The sequence below is a fragment of the Sphaerisporangium siamense genome (genome assembly GCF_014205275.1).
In the GTDB taxonomy this organism is placed as follows: Bacteria; Actinomycetota; Actinomycetes; order Streptosporangiales; family Streptosporangiaceae; genus Sphaerisporangium; species Sphaerisporangium siamense.
In genome coordinates, this window is record NZ_JACHND010000001.1 from 4,114,413 (window position 1) to 4,126,853 (window position 12,441).

Consider the following 12,441-nt stretch of genomic DNA (forward strand, 5'->3'; position numbering starts at 1 on the left):
ATGGGACACCCGCTGCCGACGCCTCGCAGTGATGCCGAGGAGTACGCCGCCGCGCAGCTTCAGGTGCTGGACGACATCCGGGGCCTGCTGCGGGATGTCCGCGACCGGCTGCCCGAGCGGCCGGCGGCCCAGGTGGGGGGCCGGGTGGAGCTGCGCGAGCCTGTTCCCGCTCCGTCCCCCGGCGGGGAGGAGGCCGCGCCGCAGGCCAAGCCCGCCACCAACTCCGCCCCCGGGAAGTCCGCTGCGGCGACGGCCGGTCCCACACGGCCCGGCCGCGCGCGGCGCAAGACCACGCCCAACAAGGAGAGCTCCTGATGAGCGCTACCGCCAAGGGCCAGCCGAACGGGCTGGCCACCCTGGACTCCACCGGCAAGGTCCCGGCGACGCAGCTGGCGGGCCGGTCGGCCGTCGCGCCGCTCACCGCCACCGCGACCCTGGACTTCGCCTCCATCAGCGCGGGCGCGATCGGCACCCACACCGTGACCGTGACCGGCGCGGCCGCCGGCGACAAGGTCGCCCTGGGCCCGCCGGCCGCCATCGAGGCCGGGCTGATCTGGTGCGCGTATGTCTCGGCCGCCAACACCGTGACGATCCGGCTGCTCAACACCACCGGCGGCGCCGTCGACCCGGCCAGCGCGAGCTGGAAGGTCGCCGTCTTCACCACCTGATCATGGCGATCGACTACTCCACCCCCGCAGGCCAGGTGCGGCTGCTGATCCCGGACACCGACGAGCAGAACCTGCTGCTCAACGACCCGCAGATCGAGGCGTTCCTCTCATTGAACAGCGGCAATGTCCGGCTCGCCGCTGCTCAGGCCCTGGACGTCATCGCCGCATCAGAGGCGCTGATCTCCAAGAAGCTCACGATCGACGGGCGCTCCACCGACGGGCCCGCCGTGGCCGCCTCCCTCAAGGCCGCCGCCACCGAGCTGCGCCGCCAGGTCGACGCGGGCGAGGGCGACGACACCGCGGGCGGGTTCGACATCGTGAACTTCGACCCGCAGGCGGGCCTGCGCGGCTGGGGCGCCGGCTTCCTGTGAAGGAGGCGATCGCGTGCCGCTCGGAGGCCACACGCCGATCCATCCTCGCTGGTCGGAGCACCATCGGCCGGTGGCCACAGGCACTCAGACCGGACGCTGCCGCATCACCCGGCACACCGGTAGCACCGGGAATCTGGACACAGACCTGGTCTGGCACCCCGGGATGACGCGGATCACGCTCTACACCGGGCCTTGCCACATCGCCCCGCCGGTGCCCGTCGGCTACCAGGCCGTCGGGGAGCGCCGCACCGGCACCACCGACTACCAGGTCGCCATCGGATGGGACGCCCCGGAGATCCTCGACGGCGACGACGTCGAGATCCTGGCCGCCGAGGACCCCGAGCTGGTCGGCCGACGCCTGAGGGTCACCAGCGCGGTCGGCGATGGCGGTACCCAGCAGTGGGAGCGGCTGCTGACCTGCGTGCAGGACACCACCAACCGGGAGCGGTGATGGCGGAGTTCGAGTTCGATGAGGTCATCACTCACATCCGGCGCATCGAAAAGGCCACCGCCGAGGTGACGGCCAAAAGTCGCCTGGTCGTGGAGAAGACCGGCCACAACACTGTCGGCTACGCCCAGAACCTGGCGCCCGTGGACACCGGCAACCTGCGTGCCTCGATCGGAGTGGACTTCGACGACGACGGCCTGGGGTTCGAGGCCGGGCCGACGGCGGAGTACGGCGCCGATGTGGAGTACGGGACCCGGCCGCACGTGATCCGCCCTCGCGAGAAGAAGGCCCTGTACTGGCCGGACGCCAAGCACCCGATGCGGAAGGTCAACCACCCGGGGACCACGCCGCAGCCCTACATGCGGCCGGCGTTCGACCGGGCGACACAGGAGTTCGACGCGGCGATCGATGCGATTCTCCGGGATGCCTTCTGATGGCGGTCAGCCCGGCGGCGCCGGCCGCCCCTCACACCGTGGCCTTCACCACGGCGTTGGCCGCCGCAGATCTCGCTGTCGATGTCGGCGTCGCTCCCGCGGGGGCTGGCTGGCAGGGCGAGCCGGGCGAGTCGCAGTTCGTGCCGTACGTCGTCCTGTTCCCCTCGCCCGGCAGCACTGACGGCGACCTCGGCGATCCCAACGCCTATCTCGACTACGAGACGCAGGCCACGGTCGTCGGTGTCACCCCGGCGCAGGTCGAGCGGGCCATGGACAAGGTCAAGGCCACGCTGGTCGGCCGCCAGCTCGACGTGACCGGCCGCAACTCCTACCGCGTGCAGCTGGGCGAGGGCGGTCGGCCGATCAGCCGCGACGACTCGGTCCAGCCTCCGGAGTACTACGCCAGCGCGCTGTTCACCCTGCGCACCGGCCCCGCCTAACCACCTCATCTCCCGAGCCCGGCGCCTGAGGCGTGCGGGCCCTTTCGCATGTCCTGGAGGAGCCCCTCGTGGCGACATACGGCATCCAGAGCCCGAGCCCGAACGGTGTGACGCTGACGTTCCGTTCCGCGGCGTCGAGCGACAAGATCAGCGGTCTGCGCACCAAGGCCGGCCGCATCCTCGTCAACAACGCCTCCGGCGCCTCGGTGAACCTCACGTTCTCACCGCCCGGCAACACCGGGTACGGCGTCGCCAACCCCACCAAGGTCGTCGCGTGCGCGGCGGGCCAGATCACCGAGATCACCCTGCTGCCGGAGTACCGGGACGCCACCGACGGCTACAACATCGCGCTCGCCTGGTCGGCCACCAGCAGCGTGACCTGGGCGGCGATCCGCTGATGCCGCGCCGCATGATCCCGGTCCGCAACAAGACGACCGGCCAGGAAGCACTGGTGTCCGAGCGCGCCTTCCCCCTGTTCGCCGCCTCCCACGAGCGGCTCGACCACGACACCCCCACCGATGCCACCGAGGCCGCCTCCCCGGACGCCTCTCCGGCGGTGTCCTCACCTGCCCCGCAGGCCACAACCCCCAAGCCCCAGCGCCGCGGTGCGGCCACCGACGACAAGGAGTAGCCGCCCATGGCTGGTGCAGACCTTCTCGGCGACGGCAACGTCAAGGTCACCTTCTGCCTGACCATCGCCGACATCGACAACCCCACCGCTGCAGAGCTGAACGGCGGCGTGGACCTGCAGGAGCACATCACCAAGCAGGGCCTGGACATCCAGCCCGACCAGGCGTCGGTGGACAACACCGCGCTCGCCTCGCGCACCGAGACCGAGGACGCCGGCACCGTGTCCTACAAGATCGAGCTGACCTGCAAGCGCAAGCAGCTCACGCTGGAGGACATCGCCTGGCACACCCTCACCGACGGCCAGCTCGGCTACCTGGCGGTGCGGCGCAACCTGCCGCACGAGACCGCCTGGGCCGCAGGGCAGGACGCCGAGGTCCACCCGGTCCGCTGCGGCCGCCCGAACATGCAGCCGCCTGAGCTGAACACCGCCCAGCAGTTCAAGAGCAAGCTGTTCAACCACGCCGAGTCCGCGCCGTCTGCGGTGGTGGCCGCCTGATGGACCTGAAGATCGATGACATCCTCGGGAAGCTGCAGCTGCCGGAGAAGAGCGTCCCGCTGTGCCTGCGCGCTGACCTGCAGGCCCGCTTCGACACCCTGGAGCGGGACCTGCGGGCGGCGCAGCGCGCACCCGAGCAGGACTCCCTGGCCGGCAGCGGCGCCACCGCGCGGGAGATCGCCAACCAGATCGAGGCGATCCGGACGGAGATGCAGGCCCACACCGTCGCCTTCCTGCTGAGGGCCTTGCCCAACAAGGAGTGGTCCGACCTTCTCAAGCAGCACCCACCCCGCAAGGGCAACCAGGGCGACCTCGTCTCGGACTACAACACCGAGACCTTCCCCGTCGCGGCGCTGGCGGCGTGCTGCAAGTCGCCCAAGATGACCGAAGACCAAGCGGGGCAGCTGGTGGATGCGATCACCAACGGCCAGTGGTCCCGGCTCACCATGGCGATCGGCGAGCTGAACAACGGCGGTGGGGACATCCCTTTCTCCGTCGCCGCATCCGCGCTGGCGGGCGGCACGCCGACGAGCTAACCCTGGCCGCCTACTACCGGATTCCGCGGTCCAAGCTGCTGGGCCGCGAGCCGGTGGAGACGACGACCTACCACTACGACGAGCAGGGCCGGCTCACCCACACGGTGACCCTTCGGGAGCCGGAGTGGCTGGAGGATGACGTCGCGTGGGCGTTGGCGTGGAAGCAGGAGCAGGCCGGTCTGTGCCCGGGGTGCAAGCTGCCGTTGGAGGAGACGACCGACCCGGCCAACGACGGACGCTACCGGGTGCCTCCGGCAACTCGGTGCTTTGCGTGCACTCCGCTAGCCGAGGCGCATAAGGAGTATGCCGCCTCAGCCCCAGGGGTACTGCTGCACGCGGAAAAGGACGAGGAATAAGACGGCTACTCGGCGCAAGCCAGGATTTCCTCTTGCGTTTCGGCCCCCTGAAGGCATTCCACGGTCTTCTGATTATTGTCGCTGACCTGGTTAACCGTGTTGTTGAACTCGTTCACGGCGGTGAAGGTGACGCGGGCGCCGTTGAACGCGGCGATCAAGGCCAGGAGGCTGAGGAAGACCGCGATGTTGGTCGTGCGGCTGTTGTTGGCGGTGCCGCGGCGCACACGTCCCATGCCGGCGATGCCCAGGGCCATGGCGATGATGGCCAGCGGCCCGCCGATGACGAAGGCGATGGGGACGATACCGCACAGTAGGCCGATAATCGCGCAGATCATCGCGGCTAAGCCCAGGCCGTTGCGGGGTTCGGGCATGGCCATGGGCATAGGCATGGGGTGCTGGTAGCCGTACGGCGGCTGCGCAGGGTGGGGATGGCCGGGCGGCGGCCCGTACTGCTGAGGGTGGCCGTACTGCTGCGGCGGACCGTAGGACTGCGGCGGGTAGGGCGGCTGGCCATGGCCGTAGGGCTGCTGATTCATCGGCACTCCTGATCAACATGGCGCGCGCGGCGCTTCCAGTCCCCCGACCGGTCTCGATGATGACGGCCATCTCGCTCACGCGGTTGTCAATCGTCGCAAGTCGTTATGCGGTGATTTCTGGGGCGGGGGTGGTCCGCCTTGGCCGACCGCACGATCACCACCCGCCTCCGCTTGGATGTCTCCCAGTTCGTCGCCGGGGAGAGCAAGGCCAAGGGCAGCCTCAACAACCTGAACCGGCAGTTCGCCGAGACCGCGGGCGCGGCCGAGGGGTTCCGTAAGAAGCTCGAGGCGTCGTTCAAGCGGCTGCCGGACATCAAGATCACGGCGGATTCTCTTCCGGCCGAGGTCAAGCTGGCCGAGCTGCGCGCCAGGATGCAGACGCTGGCGGCGCAGAAGATCGGCGTGGACATCGACGCCAGCGCGGCGCTGGTGCAGATGGCCGCCATCCAGGCCGAGCTGCAGGAGCTCGAGGGCCAGACCTCGTTCGAGGTCCGGGCCGACGTCGGCAAGGCCCTGGCCGACATCGAGTCGGTGATCCGCGAGGTCCAGCGGCTCGACAACAGCGCGGTGCAGGTCCCCGTCGAGGTGGAGATCCGCGGCGGCGCCTTCGCTGAGCGGCTGCGCGCCCAGGTCGATGCGGCCGCCCGGTCCCTGCCGAAGATCCCGCTCGACGCCGACTCCACCCCGGCGCAGCGGCAGGTCGCCGACCTGCGGGCGCGCCTGGAGTCACTGGGCAGCAAGCGGGTCGGGATCGACATCGACGCCGCGAGTGCGATCGCGCAGGTGCGGTCCATCGAGTCTGAGCTGTCCCGGATCGACGGCGACTCGGCCACCATCGACATCCGCGCGGACGCGGCCTCGGCGGCGGCCGCGCTGGCGGTGATCAGCGGCGAGGTGTCCCGGCTGGACGGCCGTACCGCTAACGCGCGCGTCAACGTGGACATCGCCGGTGCGCTGGCCGCGATCGGGACGGTGGCCGCCGCGCTGGCTGGGCTTGCCGCGGTGCCTGCGCTGGCGTCGGTGGGGTTCGCCGCCGCCGGGCTGGGCGCGGCGTTCGGCGCGGCGGGCGTCGGCGCGGCCTCTTTCGCCGCAGTGGCGGTGCCGTCGCTGGGCCGGGTCAACGAGGCGCTGAAGGAGCAGGAGTCCGCGAGCCGGTCGGCTGGCGGGGCGGGCAAGAGCTTGGCGGCGTCCCAGGCCGAGGCCGCGGCTCGGGCGTTGCAACTGGCCGAGGCGCAGAACCGGGTGCGGGATGCGGCTGTCGCCGTGGTGCAGGCCAAGCGCGCTCTGCGGTCGGCGATCGATGACGTGACGCGGGCCCAGGAGGATGAGCGCCGCGCGTCCGATGATCTTGCACGGGCGGTTGAGGACGGCGCCCGCCGGCACGCTGAGGCGCTTAGGCAGGTCGAGGACGGCGAGCGCGCCGTCCGCGACGCACAGGCCGATGCGCTGCGCGCGCAGGAAGCTCTGAACGACGCCCGTCGTGAAGAGGAGCGCAGCCTCCAGGACCTGGGCAACCGGCTGATCGACACTCGACTTGACCAGCGGCAGGCCGCGGTCGACCTGCAGGACGCGGAAGCGCGGCTGAACGCGACCCGGGCCGATCCGCGAGCGACGCCCAAGGACATCGAGCGCGCGGAGATCGCCTACGAGCGTGCCAAGCAGCGCGTCACCGAGCTGCAGATCTCCATCGAGCGGCTTCAGCAGGAGCAGAGCGAGGCCGACAAGAACGGCGTCGAGGGCTCCGACCGCGTCAAGAACGCAAAAGACGCCCTTGAGCAGGCAAATCGCCGTATAGAGGAATCCGAGCGGGCTCTGGCGGAAACCAGGGCAAATGTCGCTCGCGTTGATGAGGAAAGCGCACGCCGTGTAGCCGACTCGCAACGGCAGGTTGCTGAGTCGCATCGGCGTGTAGCCGACGCCCAGGCCAAGGTGATCGACTCCCAGGAGCGGCTCGTCCGGAGCCAGCGCGACGCCGAGATGGCGGCCCGCCGGCTCAAGGTCGAGCAACTGCAGGCCAAGGCCGCCATGGAGCAGACCGGCGGTTCGGCAGGCGGAGCGATCACCAAGATGTCGCAGCTGTCCAAGGCCGAGAAGGAGCTGGCCAAGGACATGGCCGCCTTCAAGACGACCTACGAGGACTGGCAGAAGAGCCTCCAGCCGGACGTCTTCCCGGTCATCTCCGGCGGCCTGGACCTCATCGCCGATGCCCTGCCGAAGCTGAACCCGCTGGTCAGGGGCGCAGCGGCCGGGTTCACCTTGCTGGAGAAGCGTGCCGGCGAGGCGTTGAAGGATCCCTTCTGGGATGAGTTCATCCGCCGGCTCAGCGCCGAGATCCCGGGGGCGATCGACGATTTCGGTGCCGCTGCGTTGAATGTCGGCAAGGGCGCCGCCGGGATGATCCAGGCGTTCCTCCCCTACGCAGGTGACCTGACCGATTGGGTAGTCGGCATCACCAAGCGGTTCGCCGACTGGGGGACCAACCTGGAGACCAGCCCGGGCTTCAAGGCGTTCGTGGCCTACGCCCAGGCGAACCTGCCCAAGGTGCAGAAGATCGTCGAGAACATCGGCACCGCCGTGGCGAAGATCCTCCAGGCGGCGGCCGCGCCCGGGCAGGGGGCCCTGGACTTCCTGGTCGGCCTGTCTCAGAAGCTGGCCGAGCTGTCGCCGGACCAGATTCAGGCCATCGCCGGCGGTATCGGGGCGATCTTCACGGCGGCCAAGCTCGGTACGACGATCAAGCTCGGCGGCTTCCTCGTCCTGGCCGACGTACTGTCCGAGATGAGCCCGGGCCAGATCCAGGCGCTGGCTGGGGCCATCGTCGCGGTCATGCTCGCGGTCAAGGGCTACCAGACCGCGACCGATGCCATCGAGTTCTTTCAAGGGCTGCGCGGCGAGGTCGGCAAGGCCGGCGATGCCGCCGGCGCCGCCCGCGGGAAGTTCTCCGGCCTCGGAGGAGTCCTGCAGGGCGCGGGGATCGCCGCCGGCATAACCGCCATCGCCGCGGGCGTGGGCCTGCTCGACGACAAGTTGTCGGGGCTGAGTCCCAACATGTCGAACCTGACCCGGCACCTCGGCGACTGGGTCAAGGGCGGCAAACCGGCCGCTGATGTCCTCGATCAGATCCAGGGCAAGATCAGCATTCTGGACCCGCGCGGGCTGCAGGGCATCGGCGATGTCGTGCAGCGGATGAGCAGCGGGCATTGGTGGGACGAGCTCGACACCCAGATGGCCGGCTTCGCCAACACGCTCGGGGGGAAGATCGGCGTCACGCTGGATCACGGCACGAAGCGGGTCCAGAACCTCGACCAGGCCATGGCCAGCATGGTGGCCTCGGGCAACCCGCAGGAAGCGGCGAAGCTCTTCGACGCCATCACCAAGCAGGCGCAGAACGCCGGCACCCCCCTGAACCGGCTGAAGGACCTGTTCCCGCAGTACACCGACGCCGTTGGGAAGTCGGTCCAGCCGACCAACGAAGCCGGCAGCGCGATCGATACGGCCAAGCAGAAGCTCGACGGCTTCAATACCTCCCTGTCGACCTTCTCAGGCCGGACGGATGCCTTTACCGCGCTGCAGAACATGCGCCAGGCATACAACGACGCCCGGGACGCCATCGACGCCGCCAACGGCAAGCTGGACATTAACGCCCAGATGACCGATAAGCAGCGCGACGCGGTGATCCGGGCCCGTGACATGTTCGTCGGCTACCTGGAGAGGGTCCGCGACGGCGCCGATGCTCAGGCCAAGCTGTCGGGGAAGACCACTGACGCCACGCGCACGGTCCTTGAGCAGCTTCCCAAGCTCAGCGACCTGGCCGGGTCGAACAAGGAAGCCCGCGCCCAGGTTCTGCTGCTGGCCGATGCCTATGGAATTTCCCGCAGTGACGCGCTCAAAGCGATGGAGGGCGGCAAGAAACTCAAGGAGGTCTTGGACAAGCTGAAGTCGAAGCAGATTCGCATCGACATGGAAACCAAGGCTGCGGAGGAAAAGCTTAAGAAGCTGTATGACTGGCAGCTGAAAATCCTCGGAGTGAATACTAAGCTGCCCGAGACCATCGCGGCGCCGAAGACCAAGACCAAGGCCGACGGCGGCGTGAGTTTCAACCCATACGCTGCGGGCGGCATCGCCTATTTCGCATCCGGCGCGGAGAATCACATCGCGCAGATCGCCCCGGCCGGGGCGATGCGTGTGTGGGCCGAGCCGGAGACCGGAGGCGAGAGCTACATCCCGCTGGCGCCCAGCAAGCGGGAGCGCAGCACGCAGATCCTCGCGGCGACCGCCCAGATCATGGGCTACCAGCTCATGCCCGCGGGCAAGCTCGCGCTGATCGCCATGGCCGCCGGCGGGCTGGTCGCCGGCCAGAGGACGCCGGTGCTGTCCACCGGCCCGGCGACCGGCGGGCTGACGGTGAGCATCGACAATCTCGGCCAGATGACGGCCAGCCTGGATGCGGTGAACGCCGGGCTCAACGAGCAGCTCGCCGGAGCCACCGGCGTGCTTACCTCCACCATCAGCGAGACCGGCACCCTGACCAAGACCATCTCCTCGGCGGGGCAGGCGGCAGGCAAGGTGGCCACCACCACCGGCCAGGCCGCCACCACCACGGCCTCGGGCACGGCGAAACTGACCACGGCGATCACCTCCCTGACCAAAGCGATCACGAGCCTGACCGCCGCGGTGAACAAGGCCGGGTCGCTGGCCGGCGGCGGGGCGGGCAGCAAGGCGCCCGCGAAGAAGACCACCGCCACCAAGAAGCCCGCGGCCCGCACTGACCCGAACGATGTCACCTACGACCGGGGCCCGACCAGGAAGAACAACACGGGCACGCTGACCGCGGAGCTGCCCCCCAAGCCGTCCAACCAGGTCGAACCTTACGGCGGCAGCGGCGATGGCAGCGGGTCGATCGTGGGGGCCGCGGCGTACGCCGGGGCGTTGGCCGGGGTCGGCGGCGCGGCGGGGCTGATCGGCGCGTCGGCGGGCCGGGCGTTCGGTTCGGTCATGGCGGGATCGGCGGCGCAGGTGGCACGGTCGCTGCCGCTGAACGGCACCGGCTCGGGCGGCACCCAGGCCCGGTCGGCGCAACGGTCCGCGCCGCAGATGGGCGGTGGCGGCGCATCCTACTCCGGGGTGTACGGGGCTGGGGCGGCGCAGAGCGGATCGCTGGCAGGGCGGCTGGCGCACGACGCCGCGACGGGCACGGCTGGTTCAGCCAAGTCGAGCAGCGGCCGAGACGGGCCGTTGATCGAGAACTTCTACGCCGCGCCGAACAGCTCGCCTCGGCAGCTCGCCGAGGAGCTGAACTTCCTGCAGCGTCGCCGGTGACCCGCCCGGCCGGCGGTGCTGCTCATCCACCCATTTTGTGATCTTGGGGGTTTCGCATGCCCAGACCCGATCCCGACGAGCCGGGTATCACCTACGGCGAGAAGCTGCGCCGCAAGGGCCTGCAGATCCGCCCGCGCGGCTGGACCGACGCCACCCGTGACCAGCACGCCTTCGGCCGGCGCGCTGATGGGGTGCGGTGGAAGCGCACCCGCGACCAGCTCGGCCACGACACCACCGAGCACGCCGACGACCGCGTCGATGTGCAGATCAACCTGCGCTGAGGGGGCCGGGTGGCTATCACCACAGAGGGCTGGTTCGTCGACACCCAAGTCAAGATCGCGACGAACGCGATCGCCCTCAACCTGGGCGACACCACGCCGGGCATGTTCAAGTTCGCCCTGTTCCTCGACACCATCACCCCCAACTTCTCGCAGGCCAACCCCGCCTACGGCAGTGCGCCGTTCAACAGCGGAGAGGCCTCGGGCGCGGGCTACACCGCCGAGGGCATCGCGCTGAGCGGGGTGGTCTACGAGGAACACCCCTCAGCGGCCGGGTGGGTGCGCTGGGACTTCAACAACCTGTCCTGGGCGGGGTCCACCATCACCGGCGCCAAGGCCGGTCTGATCCACGTGCCGAGCCTGTCGTACCGGGCCGTGCTGCTGCGCACCTTCGGCCAGGCCTACTCCACCAACGACGGCACCTTCGGCATCAACCTGCCGAGCGACGGCGTCGCCAAGTCTCGGGTCATCACGGCCTGACGGGTCCCGGCAACGACCTCACCCCTGCCCCTGTAGGGCAGGGGTTTCGCATGAAAGGGGCCCGATGGCCACCTATGCAATCGACACCAACGGCGATATCGCCCTGTCGGCGGCGACTGCCAAAACGATCCTGAACGTGATCGCGGCCTCGGGTGGCCTGGTGAAGATCACCGAGCTGAGTGTCTCCTTCGATGGCACCAGTTCCACCGCCGAACCGGTCACGGTCGAGCTGTGCGCCTCCACCCAGGCGGGCGCCGGCACCTCGACCTCCCACACCCCGCTCCAGGTGTCCGGCGCGACCCGGACCGTCAGCGCGACCGGCGCGCGCAACTACTCAGCGGAGCCGACCGTGCTGACCGTCCGCAAGCGGTGGCTGGTCCACCCCCAGGGCGGGCTGCTCGTGGTGCAGTTCCCGCTCAGCCGCGAGCCGCAACTGGCGGCCACCGGCGGCTGGGCGCTGCGCTGCACCGCCCCGGCGACCGTGAACGTGCAGGCCTACCTGGAATTCGCCGAGAACGAGTAGGAGAACCACCTGATGGTGTACCTGTACTGGCGGTGGCCCGGCACGCACACCGACGCCGACGGGCGTCCGGTCACCGAGCGGCGCGCGCCCTACGGCAGCCTGAGCGACGCACGCGGCCAAGCCGACCACGACCTCGCCCTGTGTAAGGCGTCCGACGACTATGCCGCGGCGCCGCTTCGAGTCCTGGACGACGGCGGCCGGGTGCTGTGGGAGGCCACGATCCCTGCGGGCAGGTAGCCGATGATCGGTTTCGCGTCCTCGCCGAATGTCGCCGTGTCCGACACAAGCACCGTCGAGACGGCGCTGTTCTCCCCTCCCGCAGGTTCTTTGCTGGTGGCGGTGCTGATGTGCTTCGACACCGGCTCCAGGCCACCAACCAACACCGGGACGGCCTTGACGTGGACACCTCGGATGCTCACCTCGGGGGTACGCATCTACACCGCCCCCAACAACACCGATCAGACGAACATCAAGGTGTCAGCCCCGTTCGACACCGAGCAGGGAGCCGTCAAGGTCCACGTCGCCACCGGTGTTGACCTCACAGTGCCCGTGGGAGCGACGGGGAGCGGCAGCACCGCCACCAACAACGCGACCATCACCGCCTACACCAGCACCGTGGACGGATCCCGCGGTATCTGCGGCGCGGTCGAAGAGAACGCTCTGGGCACCCCCTCGAGCACTGACCAGGCGGAGCCCTGGAGTGTGAACCTCGGCCTCAAGGGTCTGTCGCTGCTCAAAGCCACCAACACCACACCGGTCGGCTCCACCGTCACCTTCAACCTCGACGCGGCCGGCTCCTCTCCCGCCTCCTGGGAGTGGGCGGCGCTCGAACTTCTCCCCTCGCTCAGCCCCAGCCGCCCCATCCGGCTGATGAATGTCGGCCAAGCCGTCAAACGCGGCACCATCTGGTAGCCGAGGGGAGCGTG

17 protein-coding genes are annotated in these 12,441 nt (G+C 69.5%); 16 read left to right on the forward strand and 1 reads right to left on the reverse strand.

The genetic code is table 11. The annotated features are described in order from the left end of the window. From BJ982_RS18905 to BJ982_RS18950, 10 genes are all read left to right on the forward strand, one after another. On the forward strand, window positions 1-315 hold the full coding sequence (locus BJ982_RS18905) for a hypothetical protein (protein ID WP_184881858.1): 315 nt from the start codon (window positions 1-3) through the stop codon (window positions 313-315). Then, a complete protein-coding gene (locus tag BJ982_RS18910) occupies window positions 315-668 on the forward strand; it encodes a hypothetical protein (RefSeq protein WP_184881860.1) in 354 nt (117 codons plus the stop codon). Before BJ982_RS18905 ends, BJ982_RS18910 begins: the two co-directional genes overlap by 1 nt. 2 nt (window positions 669-670) lie before the next feature. After that, window positions 671-1,039 (forward strand): hypothetical protein, encoded by a 369-nt coding sequence (locus tag BJ982_RS18915; RefSeq protein ID WP_184881862.1) that lies wholly within the window; start codon window positions 671-673, stop codon window positions 1,037-1,039. A 70-nt stretch (window positions 1,040-1,109) separates the two neighbouring features. Further along, complete coding sequence (locus tag BJ982_RS18920) at window positions 1,110-1,490, forward strand: DUF6093 family protein (RefSeq protein ID WP_184881864.1); 381 nt, start codon at window positions 1,110-1,112, stop codon at window positions 1,488-1,490. Then, complete coding sequence (locus tag BJ982_RS18925; protein WP_184881865.1) at window positions 1,490-1,921, forward strand: HK97 gp10 family phage protein; 432 nt, start codon at window positions 1,490-1,492, stop codon at window positions 1,919-1,921. Before BJ982_RS18920 ends, BJ982_RS18925 begins: the two co-directional genes overlap by 1 nt. Then, window positions 1,921-2,361, forward strand: coding sequence for a hypothetical protein (locus tag BJ982_RS18930; protein ID WP_184881866.1), 441 nt, complete (start codon window positions 1,921-1,923; stop codon window positions 2,359-2,361). The genes BJ982_RS18925 and BJ982_RS18930 overlap by 1 nt, the downstream gene beginning before the upstream one ends. A 68-nt stretch (window positions 2,362-2,429) precedes the next feature. Then, on the forward strand, window positions 2,430-2,759 hold the full coding sequence (locus BJ982_RS18935; RefSeq protein ID WP_184881868.1) for a hypothetical protein: 330 nt from the start codon (window positions 2,430-2,432) through the stop codon (window positions 2,757-2,759). Then, on the forward strand, window positions 2,759-2,992 hold the full coding sequence (locus BJ982_RS18940) for a hypothetical protein (RefSeq protein WP_184881870.1): 234 nt from the start codon (window positions 2,759-2,761) through the stop codon (window positions 2,990-2,992). Before BJ982_RS18935 ends, BJ982_RS18940 begins: the two co-directional genes overlap by 1 nt. Before the next feature lie 6 nt (window positions 2,993-2,998). Continuing rightward, complete coding sequence (locus tag BJ982_RS18945; protein WP_184881871.1) at window positions 2,999-3,487, forward strand: phage tail tube protein; 489 nt, start codon at window positions 2,999-3,001, stop codon at window positions 3,485-3,487. Continuing rightward, a complete protein-coding gene (locus BJ982_RS18950) occupies window positions 3,487-4,023 on the forward strand; it encodes a hypothetical protein (RefSeq protein ID WP_184881873.1) in 537 nt (178 codons plus the stop codon). The genes BJ982_RS18945 and BJ982_RS18950 overlap by 1 nt, the downstream gene beginning before the upstream one ends. Window positions 4,024-4,384: 361 nt before the next feature. On the opposite strand, the gene BJ982_RS18955 is transcribed toward BJ982_RS18950, so the two are convergent. Continuing rightward, window positions 4,385-4,915 (reverse strand): DUF4190 domain-containing protein, encoded by a 531-nt coding sequence (locus tag BJ982_RS18955; RefSeq protein ID WP_184881875.1) that lies wholly within the window; start codon window positions 4,913-4,915, stop codon window positions 4,385-4,387. A gap of 138 nt (window positions 4,916-5,053) precedes the next feature. Here BJ982_RS18955 and BJ982_RS18960 point away from each other — a divergent pair, with 138 nt between their 5' ends. The 6 genes from BJ982_RS18960 (at window position 5,054) to BJ982_RS18985 (ending at window position 12,427) form a co-directional block, all read left to right on the forward strand. Beyond that, the gene (locus tag BJ982_RS18960) at window positions 5,054-10,234 is read left to right on the forward strand and encodes a hypothetical protein (protein WP_184881877.1); all 5,181 of its coding nucleotides are present in this window, start codon (window positions 5,054-5,056) and stop codon (window positions 10,232-10,234) included. Window positions 10,235-10,290: 56 nt separating this feature from the next. Beyond that, complete coding sequence (locus tag BJ982_RS18965) at window positions 10,291-10,515, forward strand: hypothetical protein (RefSeq protein ID WP_184881881.1); 225 nt, start codon at window positions 10,291-10,293, stop codon at window positions 10,513-10,515. A 9-nt stretch (window positions 10,516-10,524) separates the two neighbouring features. Next, a complete protein-coding gene (locus tag BJ982_RS18970; protein ID WP_184881883.1) occupies window positions 10,525-10,992 on the forward strand; it encodes a hypothetical protein in 468 nt (155 codons plus the stop codon). A 64-nt stretch (window positions 10,993-11,056) separates the two neighbouring features. After that, complete coding sequence (locus BJ982_RS18975) at window positions 11,057-11,515, forward strand: hypothetical protein (RefSeq protein ID WP_184881885.1); 459 nt, start codon at window positions 11,057-11,059, stop codon at window positions 11,513-11,515. A 12-nt stretch (window positions 11,516-11,527) separates the two neighbouring features. Next, complete coding sequence (locus tag BJ982_RS18980) at window positions 11,528-11,752, forward strand: hypothetical protein (protein WP_184881887.1); 225 nt, start codon at window positions 11,528-11,530, stop codon at window positions 11,750-11,752. Between the two features lie 3 nt (window positions 11,753-11,755). Then, complete coding sequence (locus tag BJ982_RS18985) at window positions 11,756-12,427, forward strand: hypothetical protein (RefSeq protein ID WP_184881889.1); 672 nt, start codon at window positions 11,756-11,758, stop codon at window positions 12,425-12,427. Window positions 12,428-12,441: the final 14 nt, after the last annotated feature.

What these genes read in the sequence shown, in the direction of transcription:
- BJ982_RS18905 (WP_184881858.1), top strand. Translation starts at nt 1, where the DNA reads ATGGGACACCCGCTGCCGACGCCTCGCAGTGATGCCGAGGAGTACGCC.
- BJ982_RS18910 (WP_184881860.1), top strand. Translation starts at nt 315, where the DNA reads ATGAGCGCTACCGCCAAGGGCCAGCCGAACGGGCTGGCCACCCTGGAC.
- BJ982_RS18915 (WP_184881862.1), top strand. Translation starts at nt 671, where the DNA reads ATGGCGATCGACTACTCCACCCCCGCAGGCCAGGTGCGGCTGCTGATC.
- BJ982_RS18925 (WP_184881865.1), top strand. Translation starts at nt 1,490, where the DNA reads ATGGCGGAGTTCGAGTTCGATGAGGTCATCACTCACATCCGGCGCATC.
- BJ982_RS18930 (WP_184881866.1), top strand. Translation starts at nt 1,921, where the DNA reads ATGGCGGTCAGCCCGGCGGCGCCGGCCGCCCCTCACACCGTGGCCTTC.
- BJ982_RS18940 (WP_184881870.1), top strand. Translation starts at nt 2,759, where the DNA reads ATGCCGCGCCGCATGATCCCGGTCCGCAACAAGACGACCGGCCAGGAA.
- BJ982_RS18945 (WP_184881871.1), top strand. Translation starts at nt 2,999, where the DNA reads ATGGCTGGTGCAGACCTTCTCGGCGACGGCAACGTCAAGGTCACCTTC.
- BJ982_RS18950 (WP_184881873.1), top strand. Translation starts at nt 3,487, where the DNA reads ATGGACCTGAAGATCGATGACATCCTCGGGAAGCTGCAGCTGCCGGAG.
- BJ982_RS18955 (WP_184881875.1), bottom strand. Translation starts at nt 4,915, where the DNA reads ATGAATCAGCAGCCCTACGGCCATGGCCAGCCGCCCTACCCGCCGCAG.
- BJ982_RS18965 (WP_184881881.1), top strand. Translation starts at nt 10,291, where the DNA reads ATGCCCAGACCCGATCCCGACGAGCCGGGTATCACCTACGGCGAGAAG.
- BJ982_RS18975 (WP_184881885.1), top strand. Translation starts at nt 11,057, where the DNA reads ATGGCCACCTATGCAATCGACACCAACGGCGATATCGCCCTGTCGGCG.
- BJ982_RS18980 (WP_184881887.1), top strand. Translation starts at nt 11,528, where the DNA reads ATGGTGTACCTGTACTGGCGGTGGCCCGGCACGCACACCGACGCCGAC.
- BJ982_RS18985 (WP_184881889.1), top strand. Translation starts at nt 11,756, where the DNA reads ATGATCGGTTTCGCGTCCTCGCCGAATGTCGCCGTGTCCGACACAAGC.